The 18,022-nt window shown below is 47.0% G+C and carries 22 protein-coding genes; all 22 read right to left on the bottom strand.

Features of this window, described 5'->3' with window-relative positions; translation table 11 throughout:
* Position 1: 1 nt before the first annotated feature.
* The 22 genes from ABH008_RS08895 to ABH008_RS08790 all read right to left on the bottom strand — a co-directional run bounded on the left by ABH008_RS08895 (position 2) and on the right by ABH008_RS08790 (position 17,939).
* Positions 2 to 409 carry a hypothetical protein gene (locus ABH008_RS08895; RefSeq protein WP_347989497.1) on the bottom strand — a complete coding sequence of 136 codons (408 nt, stop codon included), beginning with the start codon at positions 407 to 409 and terminating at the stop codon, positions 2 to 4.
* 4 nt (positions 410 to 413) lie between these two features.
* On the bottom strand, positions 414 to 1,376 hold the full coding sequence (locus ABH008_RS08890) for a hypothetical protein (RefSeq protein WP_347989496.1): 963 nt from the start codon (positions 1,374 to 1,376) through the stop codon (positions 414 to 416).
* 70 nt (positions 1,377 to 1,446) lie between these two features.
* The gene (locus ABH008_RS08885) at positions 1,447 to 2,322 is read right to left on the bottom strand and encodes a hypothetical protein (protein ID WP_347989495.1); all 876 of its coding nucleotides are present in this window, start codon (positions 2,320 to 2,322) and stop codon (positions 1,447 to 1,449) included.
* Between the two features lie 216 nt (positions 2,323 to 2,538).
* The gene (locus tag ABH008_RS08880) at positions 2,539 to 4,719 is read right to left on the bottom strand and encodes a hypothetical protein (RefSeq protein WP_347989494.1); all 2,181 of its coding nucleotides are present in this window, start codon (positions 4,717 to 4,719) and stop codon (positions 2,539 to 2,541) included.
* Positions 4,716 to 5,315 carry a hypothetical protein gene (locus tag ABH008_RS08875; RefSeq protein WP_347989493.1) on the bottom strand — a complete coding sequence of 200 codons (600 nt, stop codon included), beginning with the start codon at positions 5,313 to 5,315 and terminating at the stop codon, positions 4,716 to 4,718. Before ABH008_RS08875 ends, ABH008_RS08880 begins: the two co-directional genes overlap by 4 nt.
* Positions 5,315 to 5,542 carry a hypothetical protein gene (locus ABH008_RS08870; protein ID WP_347989492.1) on the bottom strand — a complete coding sequence of 76 codons (228 nt, stop codon included), beginning with the start codon at positions 5,540 to 5,542 and terminating at the stop codon, positions 5,315 to 5,317. The genes ABH008_RS08875 and ABH008_RS08870 overlap by 1 nt, the downstream gene beginning before the upstream one ends.
* Positions 5,543 to 5,637: 95 nt before the next feature.
* Positions 5,638 to 6,123, bottom strand: a complete 486-nt coding sequence (locus ABH008_RS08865) for a hypothetical protein (protein WP_347989491.1) — start codon at positions 6,121 to 6,123, stop codon at positions 5,638 to 5,640.
* Positions 6,123 to 6,389: a hypothetical protein gene (locus tag ABH008_RS08860; protein ID WP_347989490.1), complete on the bottom strand. Its 267-nt coding sequence runs from the start codon at positions 6,387 to 6,389 to the stop codon at positions 6,123 to 6,125. Before ABH008_RS08860 ends, ABH008_RS08865 begins: the two co-directional genes overlap by 1 nt.
* Positions 6,390 to 6,465: 76 nt before the next feature.
* Positions 6,466 to 6,660 (bottom strand): hypothetical protein, encoded by a 195-nt coding sequence (locus ABH008_RS08855; RefSeq protein ID WP_347989489.1) that lies wholly within the window; start codon positions 6,658 to 6,660, stop codon positions 6,466 to 6,468.
* A gap of 4 nt (positions 6,661 to 6,664) precedes the next feature.
* Positions 6,665 to 7,117 (bottom strand): Bbp16 family capsid cement protein, encoded by a 453-nt coding sequence (locus ABH008_RS08850; RefSeq protein WP_347989488.1) that lies wholly within the window; start codon positions 7,115 to 7,117, stop codon positions 6,665 to 6,667.
* Between the two features lie 66 nt (positions 7,118 to 7,183).
* Entirely contained in the window at positions 7,184 to 8,401 is a 1,218-nt protein-coding gene (locus ABH008_RS08845) for a major capsid protein (RefSeq protein ID WP_347989487.1), read from the bottom strand.
* 93 nt (positions 8,402 to 8,494) lie between these two features.
* Positions 8,495 to 9,256, bottom strand: coding sequence for a hypothetical protein (locus ABH008_RS08840; protein ID WP_347989486.1), 762 nt, complete (start codon positions 9,254 to 9,256; stop codon positions 8,495 to 8,497).
* Positions 9,243 to 9,560, bottom strand: coding sequence for a hypothetical protein (locus ABH008_RS08835; protein WP_347989485.1), 318 nt, complete (start codon positions 9,558 to 9,560; stop codon positions 9,243 to 9,245). The genes ABH008_RS08840 and ABH008_RS08835 overlap by 14 nt, the downstream gene beginning before the upstream one ends.
* Positions 9,560 to 11,239 (bottom strand): portal protein, encoded by a 1,680-nt coding sequence (locus ABH008_RS08830; RefSeq protein ID WP_347989484.1) that lies wholly within the window; start codon positions 11,237 to 11,239, stop codon positions 9,560 to 9,562. Before ABH008_RS08830 ends, ABH008_RS08835 begins: the two co-directional genes overlap by 1 nt.
* Complete coding sequence (locus ABH008_RS08825) at positions 11,239 to 11,448, bottom strand: hypothetical protein (protein WP_347989483.1); 210 nt, start codon at positions 11,446 to 11,448, stop codon at positions 11,239 to 11,241. Before ABH008_RS08825 ends, ABH008_RS08830 begins: the two co-directional genes overlap by 1 nt.
* A 2-nt stretch (positions 11,449 to 11,450) precedes the next feature.
* Positions 11,451 to 13,052, bottom strand: coding sequence for a hypothetical protein (locus tag ABH008_RS08820; protein ID WP_347989482.1), 1,602 nt, complete (start codon positions 13,050 to 13,052; stop codon positions 11,451 to 11,453).
* Positions 13,049 to 13,591, bottom strand: coding sequence for a terminase small subunit (locus ABH008_RS08815; RefSeq protein ID WP_347989481.1), 543 nt, complete (start codon positions 13,589 to 13,591; stop codon positions 13,049 to 13,051). Before ABH008_RS08815 ends, ABH008_RS08820 begins: the two co-directional genes overlap by 4 nt.
* Positions 13,592 to 13,746: 155 nt before the next feature.
* Positions 13,747 to 14,217 carry a hypothetical protein gene (locus ABH008_RS08810; RefSeq protein WP_347989480.1) on the bottom strand — a complete coding sequence of 157 codons (471 nt, stop codon included), beginning with the start codon at positions 14,215 to 14,217 and terminating at the stop codon, positions 13,747 to 13,749.
* Positions 14,207 to 14,416 carry a hypothetical protein gene (locus ABH008_RS08805; protein WP_347989479.1) on the bottom strand — a complete coding sequence of 70 codons (210 nt, stop codon included), beginning with the start codon at positions 14,414 to 14,416 and terminating at the stop codon, positions 14,207 to 14,209. The genes ABH008_RS08810 and ABH008_RS08805 overlap by 11 nt, the downstream gene beginning before the upstream one ends.
* Before the next feature lie 444 nt (positions 14,417 to 14,860).
* Positions 14,861 to 17,320 (bottom strand): VapE domain-containing protein, encoded by a 2,460-nt coding sequence (locus tag ABH008_RS08800; RefSeq protein WP_347989478.1) that lies wholly within the window; start codon positions 17,318 to 17,320, stop codon positions 14,861 to 14,863.
* A complete protein-coding gene (locus tag ABH008_RS08795) occupies positions 17,310 to 17,624 on the bottom strand; it encodes a hypothetical protein (RefSeq protein ID WP_347989477.1) in 315 nt (104 codons plus the stop codon). Before ABH008_RS08795 ends, ABH008_RS08800 begins: the two co-directional genes overlap by 11 nt.
* Positions 17,625 to 17,642: 18 nt before the next feature.
* Positions 17,643 to 17,939 (bottom strand): LuxR C-terminal-related transcriptional regulator, encoded by a 297-nt coding sequence (locus tag ABH008_RS08790; protein ID WP_347989476.1) that lies wholly within the window; start codon positions 17,937 to 17,939, stop codon positions 17,643 to 17,645.
* Positions 17,940 to 18,022 lie beyond the last annotated feature (83 nt).

Here is an 18,022-nt window from a genome sequence, read left to right as displayed (position 1 = left end):
GTTAAGGGGTGGGTAAGTTAATCGCTAATAATTGCGCTGTAGTGGTCGCAGACGCAATCGCGGCACGATCGGTCACACAATTGGCCAACCACATCGCATCGGATACCGCATTAGGAATGCCGGTCAATGTATTATTTTGTCTAATAACCGCCGCAGCGATAGCCGCCGCATTGTATTGCGCCAAATAAAAGGCTTGTGCTTTAACGATATTAACCGACACGGTGGTGCCATTCAGCATCCAGGCATCAAAAAAAACAGCATCATTTCCAGTCGGCAACGTAGCGTTATCCACAATAATGGCCCCAGCTGGACAATCGCGCGTTAATACCGTTTCAATCGGTATCGCACCCGTAGGCGAACAAACCGAAACACCACCCGCTGCATTGGTAAAAATAATTACTTGTGTCATGGTATTACCTGTAAAAAGTTGCGCTAATAGTATTGGCATCCACTTTGGTTTGGATGTTATTACAGACAATAATTTCGCACGCACTCGCAGAAGAGCCGCCATAATACTGATTGGCTACACTAATATTGCCGTTGTTATCGTTATTTTGTTTAGCAGTAATGCACGCGGCATAATTAGCATCCGCAAACGGCGTAGTAAAGTTAATCGTATAGTCCCCCGCCGCATTACGCGTCACAGAACTCACATTAAAAGACGCCAAAATAGTGGTCGTCGTCACGCCATTAAATCGCACAAAGGCTTGACACAGTACGCCAGGCGATAAAACCGCCAAAGCACTGGTGGCGGTAGTTGTCTGTAAAAAGTTTTTTATCACAGACGATAAGCCCATAGCGGCTAATAAGCCGGGCAAATTTGCCGCAGCAATCACATTGGCCATAAATGCTGAAACAGCAGATTGCGCAATATTAGCTAATTTAGATAACACCGGAACTGGATTTCCATTGCCATCCAATCCTACTCCGAATACCAAACTGCCTGGCGCCTGATTACCAATACCACCCACTGGCACACTCGGCGTACGACTCAACCATTCCGCCAATTGCTGTATCAAAATACACAGCCGATCAAAACCGCTATTAATCGCTTGCGCCGCAGCCCCCGCCACTTGCACATTCACGGTATTCGATAAATTACTGGTAATCACCAGCGACGTCGTAGCCGGTACCACCGCCGTCGTCGTCACCGTGCAACCCGGTGCAGCTACCTGATCCGGATTAATCACCACCGTATAATCCGTACCCAGCACCAAATCAACACCGGAATACGTAGCATTACCCGCAGAATCCGACCACGAAACCAGCACATCCGCCGTGGTATACACCAAAAATGGAAAACTCATCACCAACGTCGTGCTGCCATTCCCTAAAAACGGACCACTTCGCCGCTCATTCGTATTCAGTAATGCCATTTAAAAACTCCAGACATAAAAAAACCCGCCGAAGCGGGTTTTTCTGATTTTAATTATTTAAGTTAATTTATTAATTAACACGCTGAATAGCAACAAACAATGTGTACCTAGCTTTATAAATAGATAGCTTATAGTTGGTTGGAATCAATGCAAAAATTACGTTCCAAATTTCTGCCGCTTCTAATGCAATATCTTCAACTACAAACCAACCACCAACGCGTAATTTAGGCAAAGCAAATTGCAATGTATTGATATTTGCGTCGGGTGAATGCAGTCCATCATCAATAATCAGATCGAACTGATAAGGCAGTTGGTTATCAAGAGCAACGAAAGCAGCGGGATCAGTCTGATCTACAAAAAATGTTTTAATGCGTTCTTCTTGAAAAAGAATGCGAGTATCAATATCAGCACCATAAATATTGGCATTGGGCAAATAATCCCTAAATGCTCTTAACGATGCACCGGGTGAACCAAAAAAACCCATATTCGAAACAACATCAGTATGATTCGTTCCCATACCAATTTCTAAAACATTTCTAATTTCAGTTGTATTACTAAGGATAGCGCCATAGGCATTATGATACCAATGACCACCTTTATCGCTTCGGTACTCTTGAAATTTCTTAATAATTTCATTAACACTATTACGCTCAGCCTCATTTTTCGCAAAATTCTCAATCTCGATTATGTCGGCTTTTCTAAGCTGTATATGATCAACAAACCGACTAAGTGCCGGAAATGTTTGATTAATAGATTGCATAGTAATAGCCGAAATATCCCTATAATCACCCGCACTGGTTGTAGCAAACGATGGGAAAGTCGCTTGAACATTAATACGGTTAAAATTAAACCATTTATGCCAGAGCTCTCGTTTTTTTTGAACAATACCAGGAAAACGTTGGCTAAATTTTTTAGCGTGTTGAATCAGTGTTAAATTTTTGTCCATAAAATTGAGATGTTAATTATGAGAAGATGCGCCATAGCTGGCATGTAAGATTGTCACTATAACAAATCACAAGCGTTAATTAAATCATCAATAAATAATTTGATTGCCAACTCAAATAACATCGCAGATATAAAGTATTACCATCATCTGAATAAATACCGACTGGTGATGCTACTAACTTACTCATGATAATGCCTCTGCTGCGTACATAAACTTTTAAACTAACTGAACAACTGTAAGCGCAGGCGCTAAAGTGGCTGCAACGATTACTAACTGATCTCCTGGTCTTAATACAATATAATTTCCAGCAACTGGGTAAGAGGCTGGGTAAGGGTCATATGTCATAGTAGGGAAGCCTGCTTTATTAATAGGTTCATAAATAGCAGAAGTGATGCTTCCAGTTTGGTTAATAGCTACCCCCAACGCTGTAGTTGTTACAGCAGAACTTATAGCAGTAATAGCTGCAGAATTATTGGTTAACGTTGCTGTTAATACTACAGGACCCCCAGCAGTAGTAAACGTTAAGCTATACTGGCCTGTTGGTCCTGTAAACAGCGCATTTAGCGTACCTGTTGTAGCCGCTGTAATGTTAGCAGTTAGTGTGCCGCTGTAAGATGCTGTTCCAGGCTGAAACAGCACTTGTTGCAAACCTTCGGATTGGTTGATATATGTATTAGATCCCACTATAGTATATGGTTGGGTTGGTATATTATTAGCAACTTGATAAATAGTAACAAGGTTTACTTGGATATGGGGATTATTAGCGGGTGTACTGAAATCCAACGGGGTAGCAGCCGCAGCGCCAAAAAACATCTGTGTAGTCAGATGGTGTGCTGAACCTGTAGGTACTCCAGGAATTAATATGGGCGGCGTAGCAATATTAAGTATATCGCCTGCGTTTAGCGTAGCCCAACCTTGATAATTATCTTGAAAATCAGTTGTTTGACCCGCAAACCCGTAAGTGTGGTAGGAGTCGTCCATCGTTAATGTGGCTTTCAACTCTATTAAATTAGTAGGATTAATTATTTTTACTTGCCACAACGCAACATATACATTATTGGGCTGCACATAATTGAAGTTGCCAAAATTATCCGTAGATAGTGTTATACCTGCTACTGTTCCATTTGATGAGGTAGGATAAGGAATGGCTACCGTTTTTCCAGCTAGCATAATATCCAAACCAACAGGGGTTCCAGAACCGTTTGTGCCAACATTCGTCACACTCGCCTGTGTCTGTCCACCAGTGTAACCATCTAATGTATAAAGCAAGTGACTTGTGCCTGGCACAGCTGTTTTAGCTCCTGCTGCTGCGTTTAACGTCCCTGTTGACGCACTTAGTATATACGGGTCATTAACAAATACACCTCCGCTTGCTGTATCAATGCTAGGTAAAAATTTTGGTACGTTGAATAAGAAAGACATTTTTTTAATAAAGTCTTTTGCTATCAACGTAGCTCCATCTCTATTAGGATGGACTCCTTGGTCTACATATTTTGTTATTGGTGCACCTGTAACTATATTATCTGTAATTGCTTGGTTAAGATAAGTAAATACATTGCCAGGGTACAGACCAGGAAGTGTGTTTACCATCCAATTAGTAATCGCAGCATAATTACTTGTGGCTGGATAAGAGCTATTTGGGCCTGGAGTAAACACTACAATTAGTATATTTGGGTATTGATTTAATATCTTACTAATGGCTTGCTGCAAACTAAGTTGCATAGTAGCTAACTGTGAGGCGGTATATGGGTTTTGACCCATATCATTTTCAAAAATCCCTAGTAGTATCACTAAGTTTGGGGTATCAATCAGTGTTTTAAAGATACCGTCAAAATCTTGCAGCATATATGCGCCAACATACGATGCATTTGGTGCAGATAACGAATATGCCGGTGCAGCGTAAGTACCTAATTCGTCAATACACGCTGGGTATCCTGTTGAGCCGCCACTGCCGGTATATGCCGCTATAGGGTGAAATATAGTAGGTACTGATCTGCAAGGTTTAAACGGTTGCCCGCCTAATGTGTTAATCGCCTCTAGAATACCATTTTGATACTGCGAAACCTGATAAGAAGGTGAAGCCCCAAAAAATGAGTTAGCTGCGTACCCAACTTGATTTTTTGCGTTGATACTATTACCTATACTGAGTACCGTGAACACATTCTCAATAGGTGTATCTAGTGTTAAACCTACGCCATCCCATATCCAAGTTGTTTGACCTATAAGGACAGAGGTACTTGGTACGTTGGGGTTTGCTAAAAAATATGCTTGGGCAGCTGTATAAGTTGTAAATACTTTAACCAAACTTAAAAAATTTCCTGCCCGATCCATAGAACCTAATAAAATATTACCATCATCTGAATAAATACCGACTGGTGATGCTCCTAACTTACTCATGATAATGCCTCTGCAATATGTTCAATTGAATGTTGTCCTAATTCATCCGCCTTATAGACATTAGGAAAATAAAGTCGCTCAGGTTCAAGCACCTGGTGTAAACCAACTGGAAAGTCGGGTATCAAGTCGTATCTACCCGCATAATGCTCAATGGCAAAACCCATGTGCAAAATGGCATCGCGCAAAGTCACATCCACCGTCTTCGGACAAGCAAACAAAATCAGCCGAGTCGGTTTAATCAAAGCCGCCAACAACAACGCCAGCGCCGCTCCCTCGCTATGGCCGCTGATAGTAATGTCCGCATCTAAAGGAAGTTGGTTATACACCCGCAATACCTCAGGATAAATCTGCTCAACCCGGTCCACAAACCCCGCATGCGCCTCACCATCCAAATACGCCTTGGTCACCACCAACGCATCGGTTTTAAGGTCCGAAAAATCCCGGGTACCCCGCAAATCAAGATGAAAATGCCCAGGCTGCGCCATGGTAAAAAACCCAAACCCCTGTGGAATAGCCGTTAATATCGCCCGTCCCTCAAACGGTTTATTCTGATAGGCCGCCACCACCGCCAAAGCCGATTTTTTTGCAAGCGACATTACAACTCACCCCGCTCCGCCGCACGGCGCTCAATATGGCTTTTGGCAATGGTGTGGTTATTTTTAATATGAAAATAAACCGTACTGGTGGTGGTAATCCCACCAAAGAGCACTCCAAATGCCACACCATTGGCATTCAAATAAGTCATCACCTCATTCGCCACCAATCCCAAACTGGTGACAATCGAAGCAATCGCACTCACAATGGCTTTATAAGAATCTGTCACGCTAGCCCCCGCAATCCCTTAAATGCTCCAGTTTCAAAGCAGCCGCCGCCTGCAACTGCTCCACACTCATCACGTTCAACTGCTCCGTGGTATAACTAGGCACTGGCTGGCTGCACTGTGCCGGCGGGTTTAACGGGGCTGGCTGTGATTGCAACGCTTGCACTTGCTGTTGCGGCGTGAGAGTCGAGCAAGCTAATAAGCTGTTGCTGAGTAAGACCAGAAACCACACTTTGTATTTGTTCATTACTTAATTTTCCTGATTGTTCGTTTCTGATAATAGCCATTAACCCAGACGCCACCGCAATACCACCCAACAACGCACCTGGGATATTCCCCGTTAACCCACTCAATACCGCACCCGCCGCATTAGCAGCCAGATCAGTCGTACCCGGCGGAAAATACGCGGCAGCCGCACCAATGGCCGTCGATAACCCCACGCCCGCATAACTCGACGCTTGCGGCCCCGTATTCTGAATAGCCGTTAACACCCCCACCAAAGACGACGGTGCAGACGGCACCTCCGTATACGTCACAGCACCCGTAATCGGATCAACCACTTTCTGACACGTCACGGTAGCCATTACGACGCAGCTCCCGTCGCCCCAGCCGCAGCACTCTGCCCACTCGCACCCGTAATAGAAGCCGCCAAAGCCAACTCACTGGCATACGTTTTCGCAGCCAATACCGATACCACCGTACTAGTAGTATCCTCAACCGCCCAATCACCCACCGACACAGGCCCCGATACAGGAATCGTCGTGCCATCATCCAACGTGGCCGTTAATCCGGTAATCTGTGCAGACTGCACCTGCACTGCCACCGTTTTCGCTAAAAACACTGGTTTCATATTTGCCCCAAACAATAAAAAAAAATTAAAAAAAAAGGCCAGCAAACGCCAGCCCTTTAAACTAAAGACTTAAAACTTAAGTCTTTTCATCACCCTCCAGTGGATCGGTTTCCGTCGGCACCGGCTTGGTTTTCGCCGACGCCTTTACCAGCTGCACGTTATCCCCCAATACCATTCCTTTCGGAAAAGTCGTTTCAAACTCCTCACCCGCCTTAACAATGCGGCACTCATGAGACAGCAATAAATCTTCACTCGCAATATATCTAGCCATAATCTTAAGCCACCGTAAAACCAGAAGGATAATAAGTGTTTTGGCTCGGAGTATCAGCCACAAACGCGCAACTAAATGCACCGGCTGTTAACGGCCCACTGTTCACAGTATACTGCACACCCAAATAACGCTGACCCAGCGCTTGTGCCGATAAATTAGCCTGCGGAATCGGCAACGAAATAGGCCGACGTCCTGCTAACAAATCCGCTACCGGAATCGACGGAATATCACTCAACACCGTCGGTGATGATAACGACGCACTCGCCGAACTAATCACCTGAAACGTCACCGACGCACCCACACCCGCCGCTGTGGTATCCACTGTAAACATCGCATATAAATCATTCCCCGGACCTAAATCACGAGGTTGCGATAAATCAATCGAATACGTCGACGTCGTAGTAGTCGTCACTGCTTGCGCAGAACTCACCTGCAATAAATAATCTACAAGAGACATATATAGACCCTCAAATCAAAAAAAAACAGAATGGGTTAAGCGCAAATCGCAAAACCCAACAACCCCTTAAACCACCAAAGACTCAGCAACACCCAACTGATCAACAATACGTACGGGAATCCCTAAAAAGTTCAACTCCAGCATTTCATCACCAAACTGAGTCGCCGCTTTTTGTATACCGAGATACGCAGAACTCATTTGTTTGGCTTGAATCATCAAACCCTCAGCAATAGTACGATTCGCATAAAAACAGGGGCGGCCCATACGCATATTCGGAATACGCGCAATCGCTTTCAGCATTAAATTGGTCACATTCGTAGCCGCCGTTAATGCCTGGGTATTCTGCACGCCAATCCAATCGGCAATGTTAATATTGGCAATGCGTACCACGTAACGCCAATCTTTAGTCACAAAACCACAATCCCATTGAAACAGGGTTCTAATCGCCTGGTACCAACCGCCGTTACCATCGGGTACAGACTCCTCACCCAAGTCATTCGTGGTTAAACCCGCTGTAGAGCCTTTTGGGAACGTACAAAACACCGTTTCCTTACCCCAAACTACCAGATAAATAGACGCGTTATTAGTACTATTACCACCCGCCAAAATCACATTACCCGCATTACCGGCCGGTGTTGGATTAGCCGGTGAGGTGCTATAACGCGTACTCAAGCCAGAGAACGTCGCATTGTTAACCCCCACATTGCCGTTAAATACGGTCTGTGTCATTTGCTGCACCATCGACTCGATAAACGGCGTAGCCTCACTCAATCGCAACTCAGCCGTATTACCGTTCAATTTGGCTAACTTCGCATCAATATGCGAACGTCCTTCCAACATCGCAATCGGCTCACTAATTTGCGAACTGGTCGATTTGCTCGGTGGAACGCCCTGGTTATAACGTCTAAAATAGACCACTGGCAAACCAGTACGTTGCGACACCACATGCGAGGTAGCCTGATTCGCCTCCACAAACACAATGTCTTCCAAAATATCATTTCGTTGACTCAGTAACTCCGCCAGTGGATCAATCTTGCCATCCGGCGATGTGCGCTTACTCACATCCGCTAACGTCAACTGTCCATTACCCAACGCTACAGCACCCACAAAACCCAGCGCCCAGCTCGAATCACCGTTTAAATAATCAGCGCCAAGCGAAACACCCACAGGCCAATGACCCGCAACAGCCACCACGCCCGATAACAGATCGGCATACGCAAACCCCGAAATACAACCCAACAGCGCAAACAGCGCCACCTTAAAAGCCACACCCCATCGTTTCATTAAAAACACCCCTAAAAGATTCAATCCAAAAACTCGATACCCGCTACCGATTAACCGCTTCATCCCATCCGCACAACTCAAAAACTCCTAAAACTACTTCTTAGGCGCATTAGGAAACATACGCTCCGCTATAGTCGGTTCCTCATGACTACCACCCGCACTACCACCCGGCAAAAACCCATCCTCACCCAACTGCTTACCTACTTTGGCTAGCATCCGTATCATTTCTGGATGATTACCCAACCCCGTGTCTTCCAAATACTTCGAAAACTCTGGCGTCGCCAACTGATCACGCGCCTTAATCGCCAAAGCCACATTTTCTTGCAGCTTCTCGCCACCAATCTCCGGATCAGACTGACTGGCATTCAACCAGGCCGTATCACGCGCCAGTGTTTCCGCGATCTTATTGTCTTCCACTTGCTTCAAAATACTCTGCGCCTGTTTAACGCCCAAATCCGCTAACGCTTGTGCTTGTTCTTGGGTTAAATTGTACGTTTTAGCGGCAGTCGTAAACTCACCCAGCAAATCCGCATTAATGGTTAAGCCATCAGGAATGCTAAAGTCTGTATATTCAATACCTCCAGTCGCACCGCCAGAGCCAGACGCGTCAGTGCCGCTGGCATCTGCTCCAGCATTTCCGCTGCCCACGGCTCCGGATTCTGTTCCAGTAGCGTTCGCCGCTCCCGATCCTGTTCCAGCGCCCGCACCTGTAGCCGCAGCTGTTCCAGTCGTCGTCCCTGTTGCAGCTTCACCAGTTCCCACGCCCGTTCCCCCTGCGCCCGCTTCGCTTGCACCACTTCCGGCTGCACCGGCATTGTTTGTTCCTGCATTACTCACCCCGCTAGCTGTTGACATGTTTTAAATTCTCCGAAAGTAATTGAATATATAAATCAGGAAAATCGTTCCTGATCCAATTAGAAATTTCCACACCCACGCGCCGCGACCCCTCATTAAAGGCCGTTAAATCCGCAGCGCCTGGTACAAAACTTTGCTCATCTTTATGACAGATATACATAATTCGACTTAGCACACGCCGCCCTTGCACGGTATTCAGCACGGTACGCAAATCATTCAACTGCTCCAAACGTTGCAAACGAGCCAATTCAGCCTGTTCGGTCTGACGTTCTTCCAGTTCCTCACGATCTAAAAACCCGTCCATCACGCAGCACTACTCTGTTGTGCCTGCATACGTTGCATTAACTGCCCAGCTGCCGTATCCGGTCCGGTATTGGTATCGCCCAAGGTTTTGGCAATATTCGCCCCATGCGCCAAAATCATATTGTTCTGCATTTGTTGTTGTTGACGCGCTTGTTGCTCTCTAATAAATGCCAAATTCTGATTCGATGTAATCAACACCGGATCAACACCCAGCGTATCGCCCATCACATCCACATAACTATCCGCATCCAGCTTATCCAGCACACTGGGTTTCACCGCCGCGACTTGAATAATGCCCGCCACAAACCGATCAATGGCATTCACATTCACCTGTTTCTGTGCTTGGGCCAACATCGAGATAAACTGAATGGTTAACGAATGGCCATTCAGCTCCGGCGGCGCAGGCGGTAATAAATTCGCTTTCAACATGCGCTCAAAAACAATGGTCACCAGGGGTTTACCCAGCTCATCATTCAAACGTTCCACCACAGGCCCCAGCATCAACAACTTTTCTTCATTCATCGTCGAAACTTGCGTGGCCGTCATGGCGGCAGGTGCCGTGTTTTCAGAAATCATCAAAAACAAATTTTTATACATGGCATCATCAATCCGTTGACGTACATCCTGCTGAATCATCAGCAACTCACGTAAATCCAGAGCTACATCCCACGCCGACCGAATACCGCCATTTTGAGTCGTGGAATCATAAAAAATACGCCCACCCGGAAACGTCTCAATCTCCCGATTCATGTATTCCGTAGGAATTTGCAAGGGCGGCATCACTTTATAGTCAACGGCTTGCAACTTTCTAAATTCGTGCGATTGCAAACCAATCACATCCCCTAAGCAATCCATGCCAGGGCTATTGCCATACATATCACCGCCCTGAGTCATCCAACGCGGAATTACGCACGGAAACTGTTTAAAACCCGATTCGCGCAGCACTTGACCCGTACTAACCGAAGATTCCCAATAAACGGATTTCCACGGCATATTCAATGGCCCTAGCTTGCCAGGTTCCCGATCGGCACGCGGCTCAATCGCATGACGAATAGTGATCCACAAATGCAGATTGCCTTTGTCCCACGCCTGCTTTACAGAATGAGAGCAATTGTTATATCCAAACTCTTTCACCAACGCGCCGACCGTGGCATCAAACTCACGGTAAATGGTGTCCACTTCACCCATAAAGTTAGTGGCAATCGAATACTCACCAATTTCAAACGGATACATCTGGATAATATTTTGAAAACTATCGCCCAGCATGGCACCACCCGTACCAAATGCACCCAATTCGCCATACATCCCATGCAACACCCGATACAAATTCGACTGCGCAAACACATCCAGTACCAAGCGAGAACACTGGCTTAACCATTCTTTAACAGGCTGATACTTCATCAAATCCTGATCAGCCAATTCCAACACAAACCAAGGCCGCGCAGGGCTGGTCATACCCGACATCATGCCCGCAGCCAAAACACGTAAAGCGCGTGTGGCCGTGTTGTCATAAATTGAATTATCCCGACGCCAACCCTTATTGCGATCGGTCAAAAAATAACGACCAGAACGCGGCGTAATGTATTTAGAAATAGACGCCCACTGCGGCCACCACGACGCACGCTCATCTTTCAACGCCTGATAACGCTGATTTAATAACCGCACCTGATTCGAATCCATTACTGCCCCAACAACGTATTACGTTTAGTTTGATTAGCGTTTAATGCTTGCCCCGCACCTAATCCAGAAGTCAACAACGTATTACCCATCAATAACGTCGTCTGTGCAGCCGTCGTTTGCCTAACCGCACCCGGTGTCGCCATCACCGCCGCCTGAGGTGGCGGCACAGTCGCCGGTGTTGCAGGTGCTGATCCACCACCAAAACACATACCTATCGTCCTCTATCAAAGAAATTGTGCGGATCATACCCGCGAGATTGTTGTTGCTTGCTTTGCTGAGTACGATCAAACGCCGCAATCGGATCATGGCCACGCATCTGTTCATCACGATGACCACGATGCATGCTTGATTTTTTATGCACCGGATACGCAAACGATAAAGCCAAAGCATCGGCCCTGTTAGGTGAATGCAGCTTACGCCGCTTCATATCTTGCTTACTTTCCAGTTGAATCTTGCCGTCCATGCGCGGCACGGTTTCAGGCTGTATTAAATTTCGATACAACTCATGGTCGTTATCCTCAATCTTGCCACCGTCTTTCAACCAGTCGCGCATCAACTTCCACATTTCGGCGCGTTTATTTAAACAACCGGTATCGGTAGAAGCGCCGCCAAACCAAACCAATCGCCATTGCCTGCCCAGTGTCTTACCCACCGAAACAATCCCGGTACCATAACCACCGTCAATAAACACCGCATCGGCATTATGCTGATCTTCCAAATTGCACAGAATGTTAGCCACATGCACATCGTTATCATTACGTGGCATGGTATGCAGAACCGTAAAATACAAACCCTGACGCAAACCAATAACCAATTCATCATCACCTTCCCACGCGGGATCACAGGTCAATATCTTGGGCGCAAAATCATACTGTTCAGTACGAAGTTGTCTGCGTTTTGCCAAATCCACATCGGCTGTAGAGATAAACTGCTTAATCGAATGACTGGGGAAAATACCGCGTACCCGGACTTTCACAAAATCCGAATCAATTCCATAATCCTCAACCCACTTAGCCAACTCGACTTTATTGGTAATTGCCACATCCCGACTATCAATCTGCCGGGTATTCCAGCGTTTCGAAATATTGCCGTTAAACACATCAGCAAAATCACCACTATTACGGGTCGGATTACCAAACTTAAACCACATCGGTTCGCCTGTTGCCAAACCACCGGATGCCACTTCGCTAATCTTGTCCGGAATAGCAGACGCCTCGTCAAAAATATAAAACGACGTAGCCGTGGCGGCATGCTGTCCAGCAAACGATTCTGAATTTTCTTCACGGCAAGTTTGAGCAGAACAAAACCAGTCGTCCGGCATTTCTACATGACTCATACGCATAGAGCCACGCCCGGTCGAAATTTTCCACCAATGTGAAGTAATCGACTTTTTAGCCCAATTGGAAATAGCCGCCCAAGTTTTGGTACTTAACTGCTCGTTGGTATTGGCAGTGACTGTGCCATGAGAGCCGGGCCGAGTAGACATAATCCAGTTTACAATCCAGGCGGTCAGTGTAGATTTACCGATACCATGCCCAGAAGCCACGGCCATCTGGATAGGTTGCACGGCATGTATACCATCAAAGCCCCGCGCCCTAACTTCATCACCCAAATCATCCAAGAACTCACAGGCCCACACATCTGGACCATACTCACAGCCAAAGCGTTCGCGATAAGGCGATTCTAATTTGATCAACTGCAAAGAGGGATCAGTAGACCACGGAAACGCAAACATCACGAACCGCAGCGGATCGGCATAACACGCCACCAGTTCATCAACCAATAACTCGTGATCCGCAGCGGTTAAAATCATTTCACCACCTGCAATTTAGGTCGAGCCTGTTTCAATGCGCTTTTTAACGCATCCGCAGTCTGCACAGCCATACTATCGCTATCAGCATCAAACATGCCCAAATGTTTAGCCAGCATTTCCAACGCTTTATTCTTGTCCCAAAAGGCTAATTCTTTCGTCAAACCGACAACCATACCGTAAGCGTCTTTTTGCTCAGATACCTTCACAGATTTAATCGCAGCACTCAGCGAATCAGACCACTCATTTACCGGCCTAAGTGCGCCATGCGCATCAAAGGCTTCACGCGGGTCACTATAAGCAATAGCGCCCAATTCCAGTATCACCCTATCCTGACTAGCGGCTACTCTAACCGCCCTTTCTCGTTGCTTTTCCAAAACCGCCATCTTAATTGTCGGTTTTGATAGGTTTTCATTACCAATCTGCCTAGCGGATTTGTTTGAATACCCCGCACGTAACGCCGCGCCCTCTGGATGCAAGTCAATCAAATACTCATCAACAAACCGCTTCTGTTTGTCATTCAGTAAATCATAAGCACTCAAGAGAAGACCTCAAAAACAAAAAAGGCCTGATGACAATCGCCACCAAGCCCCGATAAAGAAAATTCCAAAAAAAAAGCCCGCTCCATTACTGGGCAGGCTTTCGGCAAGTATAGCGATTTATACCCCTAAAGTGGTGCGGTGTCAAATCCTTTCAATCAGTGCGAAAAACACGATTGCACAGCACCATCTAAACCACTCAAATATAACAACAATTCCCTATAACGATCAGACCAAGTTCGACCAAAATTAGCATGATGAAAACCGACAAATTGGGCTATTTTCCGATGAGATAGCGGTTTAACACCTAAATTATCCACCACCGCCACCTCAGCCAACCGCTTCAAAACAGCCATCGATCGTTCGTTAGACCAGTTGCCCCGGGGTGGCTCCAGTGTCAAAGCCAGCCGTTCCGTGTCTTCAATCAAAAACCAAATCGATTGCTCATCTAAACTATATTTGGCCAACGCATAATGCATCGCCTCTAAACTCAAGCCAGACAACAAACCAGCCAGCTCAGAACGCGACAACCGCACACCCGATCCACACGCACCCGACTGCGGTGCCAACACAGAACCCGGACCCATCAACGCAATCACAAGCGCAAACACAGCATCTCTATCTATCAACCACCCCCGCCTCATCGGCATACAATTTACATTTAAGCCCAAACCGCTGGCCCTTTTCGCAATACGTCTCATCCCAAGCTTCCCGCGCCCAAATACACCCGGTACACGCCCCACTTTCCAGCTTGATCAAAAACTCCAGCGGATCACGATACGCCGCTCTTTCATACACCTCAGCTATCAACACCTCCTGTTTCATCAAAAAACCGCCGCTTTACCTAATTGGCGGTAAATACGTCCAAGGTCGACCAGGCTTAAAAATCAACCCTGGGCGGCTACAGCCCTTGTCTTTTCTATGTTTGCTCTATGTCCTATGTAAAATATAAAAATAGAACGTAAAAAAAACATGAAAACAAAGATAAACACATGTCGCGCGTATACGCGCAGAACGTCAAAAACCTAGGACATTGGACAAACCCAATAACGGCGCGGCCTCTAGACGCCCATGGTTTAGAATCCGCCCAGGGCGGAAGTCAAAAAAACCTAAAAATAGGCCGCCGAGCTAGCGCTAACGCAAGGAAAAACCGCGCGGTCAAAAAATAACAAAAACCGAAAACCGCTAGCGCAGACGAGAGCAATCCGCGTAAATCGGCGTAACAACGCGCCGACGAGGAAATAAAGAGTGCTACGCACGTTATTTTTGATTTTAAACATACGTGTTATCATCCGGCGTCGAAAATTGATTAACATCATCTTTAAGTACACGCTGCAATAACGGTCGCTGAAAACCTTTCCGACGCAACATACCCCCGCGTGGTGTCGATTCCTTACAATTTCGCCACCCCAAAGCCAGCATGACGCGCCCCAAGCGCTGCGCGGCTGCCCCATGTGGGTCTATCTTTTGCCGCTCAATACCACACGCCTTAATCAACAAATGATTCGTCGGAAACCAGTTATACGTTCGCCTGCTCATTTCATTAACATAAGCATCCAACAATTCGATCCACTGATCATCCAGCTTGCGGGCTTCCTGTTCCGGCTCAAAATAAAGCTTCTCTTCTTCACGGGTTGGCCAATAACGTTCACCGGCATTCACGCGCTGGATCGCCTCAGCAAACAACTGTTCTTTATGCTCAGTCAACCACTCCAAACAAACCTCATCACAACGCACAGGCCAAATACGACGATTCCCTGTCATATCTTTCAAATACTGATCCAAGTTAGTTGTGCCACCAAAAAGACAAACACGCGGCGAAGTGACATGCCGTTTATCATAAGGACGCCGAAACTTATCCTGAACCACGGTTAAAAACTGCTTAAAATCCCGATCTTCCGCCTTGCTAAACTGGCCCATCTCCGCCATTTCATGCAACCACACCCCCTGGATAGCCATATTGCCCTCATTGGTGTTCACATCAAACGCCGTCTCACTAAACCACGGATCAGCCAGCGCACGGAATAAAGAAGATTTACCCATCCCTTGCGCACCTTCCAAAACCAGCATGTAATCAAACTTGCAACCTGGCGAAAATATGCGCTTAACCATGCCCATCAAAAAAAAACGGCCAGCTAAAATCAAAAACTCTTTACGCTCCGCCTGCACGATCTCTGCAAGCCAAAAATCTAATCGATCAACGCCATCCCACGCGGGTAAACTCAACAAATAATCACGCACCGGATGATAATGATGGTAATGCGCAGCCAACGACACTGCGTCTTTAATCGTGCCCTGGTTTTTAATAATCAAATTCAGGTTATCCACTAACCATTCATTCAACATCAAATCATCCCGATCTTCCCAATCACCAGGCACCGGGTTCCAGGGCACACCATGACGTTCAAACGCATACGAAAATTCATTAAACCTCGCACAATCCTTTAACAGCGGATGAAATCGTAAAATCTTAGCGACATTCGTCATGCACGGCTCATACGCGCCATTACTTTTTTTAATCAAATCATCCGACCACCACGGCTTTTGACCGGGTTGATCATCATCAATATCAGGCGGATCAGGCGGCATATCCCCCGTACCGGTATCAACCAACGCAACACCCGCAGTGTCCCCGCCGCCAGCGCTAGCAGGCGCAAGGGGTAAATCTGCCTTAACAGCCTGCCGAAACGGCATAGCCTGTGCCTCAATAAACGTAGCTAACGCCTCGCCTGTGCAGCCTTCAGCCACACAATCGGCAATATCCCAGCCATCCTTTTTCTCGCCAGGCATCGGCACAGCCATCAACCACACCGTACAACCTTGCGCAGATAACAACTGCGCAATCTTAATCGCCGTCACCATGCCCGGCTGCTCACCCAGCGACATCAACTCACCGGCAAACTCATTGCGCTGTGGATAACGTTTCGAGTCGCAATCCGGCCAAATGATCACATCACGGCCCGCAATCGGCGACCAGTCCGCCTTATGCGGCACTTTGCCACCGCCCGACCAACACAACACCGGCCGATCAGACAACGCCGCCTGACCCGCATCCGCACACTTCTCGCCCTCTACAATCAGTACCGGTGCATGGTCCGCAAACAAAGCCAGCCGATCCAAACCATACAACGGCCGCGGCTCCGCCCACTGCATAAACCGCCACTCACTTTTTTTCGAGCGCTCATGTTTACACCACGTCAACGGCACCACTTCCTTGCCACCATCACTGGTCACAAACCGGTACACATAGCCCAGCAATTTTCCCTGTTCATCCCTGTACGTATAAATCGCAGACGGCAAACCCCGCACACTATGAAACAGCGGTTTCTCCAGCTCCGCCTCAGGCACACCCGGTACCCAAAACGTGGTATTACTCGGTTTTTTCTCAGCCTCGGCTTTTACCGGCGCAGAACGCTGCACAACCGCTACACCACTATCCAAACCCAATACCGCCGCCAGCTCCTTGGCCGCCGCGCCTTGATCATTATTCAAAAAAAGATAGGCATACAAGCTCACAGGATCCGATCCACCATCCCCGGTGGAAAAATCAAACCAGCAACCCGATAGCACATTAATGGAAAAAGACCCCCGCCGCGAATCCGCCCGCATCGGATTCAAACACGAATACTCGCGCCCCGATCTAACGCCGCCCGGTACCCATTCGGCCACTAATTGAGCCAACTGAGACAGCGCAACCTGATTAATTTTTTTAAAATCGATTTTACCGGCCATTATTCACCGTCGAATCAAGCGGACCAGACACAATCAGCACATGCCCAGTGCGGGTTTTACGATCGGGATAAAACAACGTAGACACAATCGTCTCCGGTAAAATCTCACTACAACCATCCCAGTCCAACACAGGCCAACCTGCATGGCTCGGCATCAACTGCAAACGGCTAATAATGTCCCAATGCACATCATCAAGTGCGCCACACACAATCACGCTCATAACACGCCTGCCAACACCAAAAACAGGAGCATAAAAAATGCCAGCCGCCAGCAACCCAAACGAGAGGGCGCTATAAAAAACCAAATAAACACGCCTATCCCGTCAATCCAGCGCATCGGCAATATCCTCCGGAAATAACCCGGCTTGCATCGCTTTCAACACCGCCGCAATCCGCGCATTCTCATGACCGGCTTTAATGCCCATCTTGTTATAAATGCTACTCACATGCGTCGCCACAGTACTCACCGAGATCAATAATTGCAACGCAATCGCCTTGTCGCTCAACGCCGTGCATAACAAACGCAAAATCTCAACTTCCCGCTCAGTTAAATCAAACGGTGTAATAACACGAAGATCCTTATCTTTCTGCAGCACATAAATCGCCTCCCGCTCAGTCATCACGCACCTCCATAAAACTAATGAGTACAAAACACCTAAACCATACAACGGATAGTAAAAAAACCACCCAGCGCACAAAATAA

Source organism: Methylomonas sp. AM2-LC (assembly GCF_039904985.1).
Taxonomy (GTDB): domain Bacteria; phylum Pseudomonadota; class Gammaproteobacteria; order Methylococcales; family Methylomonadaceae; genus Methylomonas.
Note: the sequence above shows the minus strand (reverse complement) of the source record. Positions and strands in the feature narration are given on the sequence as shown.

Excerpts from the sequence above, each read along its gene's own strand:
- ABH008_RS08895 (WP_347989497.1), bottom strand. The coding sequence starts at position 409 with ATGACACAAGTAATTATTTTTACCAATGCAGCGGGTGGTGTTTCGGTT.
- ABH008_RS08890 (WP_347989496.1), bottom strand. The coding sequence starts at position 1,376 with ATGGCATTACTGAATACGAATGAGCGGCGAAGTGGTCCGTTTTTAGGG.
- ABH008_RS08885 (WP_347989495.1), bottom strand. The coding sequence starts at position 2,322 with ATGGACAAAAATTTAACACTGATTCAACACGCTAAAAAATTTAGCCAA.
- ABH008_RS08880 (WP_347989494.1), bottom strand. The coding sequence starts at position 4,719 with ATGAGTAAGTTAGGAGCATCACCAGTCGGTATTTATTCAGATGATGGT.
- ABH008_RS08875 (WP_347989493.1), bottom strand. The coding sequence starts at position 5,315 with ATGTCGCTTGCAAAAAAATCGGCTTTGGCGGTGGTGGCGGCCTATCAG.
- ABH008_RS08865 (WP_347989491.1), bottom strand. The coding sequence starts at position 6,123 with ATGGCTACCGTGACGTGTCAGAAAGTGGTTGATCCGATTACGGGTGCT.
- ABH008_RS08860 (WP_347989490.1), bottom strand. The coding sequence starts at position 6,389 with ATGAAACCAGTGTTTTTAGCGAAAACGGTGGCAGTGCAGGTGCAGTCT.
- ABH008_RS08855 (WP_347989489.1), bottom strand. The coding sequence starts at position 6,660 with ATGGCTAGATATATTGCGAGTGAAGATTTATTGCTGTCTCATGAGTGC.
- ABH008_RS08850 (WP_347989488.1), bottom strand. The coding sequence starts at position 7,117 with ATGTCTCTTGTAGATTATTTATTGCAGGTGAGTTCTGCGCAAGCAGTG.
- ABH008_RS08845 (WP_347989487.1), bottom strand. The coding sequence starts at position 8,401 with ATGAAACGATGGGGTGTGGCTTTTAAGGTGGCGCTGTTTGCGCTGTTG.
- ABH008_RS08840 (WP_347989486.1), bottom strand. The coding sequence starts at position 9,256 with ATGTCAACAGCTAGCGGGGTGAGTAATGCAGGAACAAACAATGCCGGT.
- ABH008_RS08835 (WP_347989485.1), bottom strand. The coding sequence starts at position 9,560 with ATGGACGGGTTTTTAGATCGTGAGGAACTGGAAGAACGTCAGACCGAA.
- ABH008_RS08830 (WP_347989484.1), bottom strand. The coding sequence starts at position 11,239 with ATGGATTCGAATCAGGTGCGGTTATTAAATCAGCGTTATCAGGCGTTG.
- ABH008_RS08825 (WP_347989483.1), bottom strand. The coding sequence starts at position 11,448 with ATGTGTTTTGGTGGTGGATCAGCACCTGCAACACCGGCGACTGTGCCG.
- ABH008_RS08820 (WP_347989482.1), bottom strand. The coding sequence starts at position 13,052 with ATGATTTTAACCGCTGCGGATCACGAGTTATTGGTTGATGAACTGGTG.
- ABH008_RS08800 (WP_347989478.1), bottom strand. The coding sequence starts at position 17,320 with ATGGCCGGTAAAATCGATTTTAAAAAAATTAATCAGGTTGCGCTGTCT.
- ABH008_RS08790 (WP_347989476.1), bottom strand. The coding sequence starts at position 17,939 with ATGACTGAGCGGGAGGCGATTTATGTGCTGCAGAAAGATAAGGATCTT.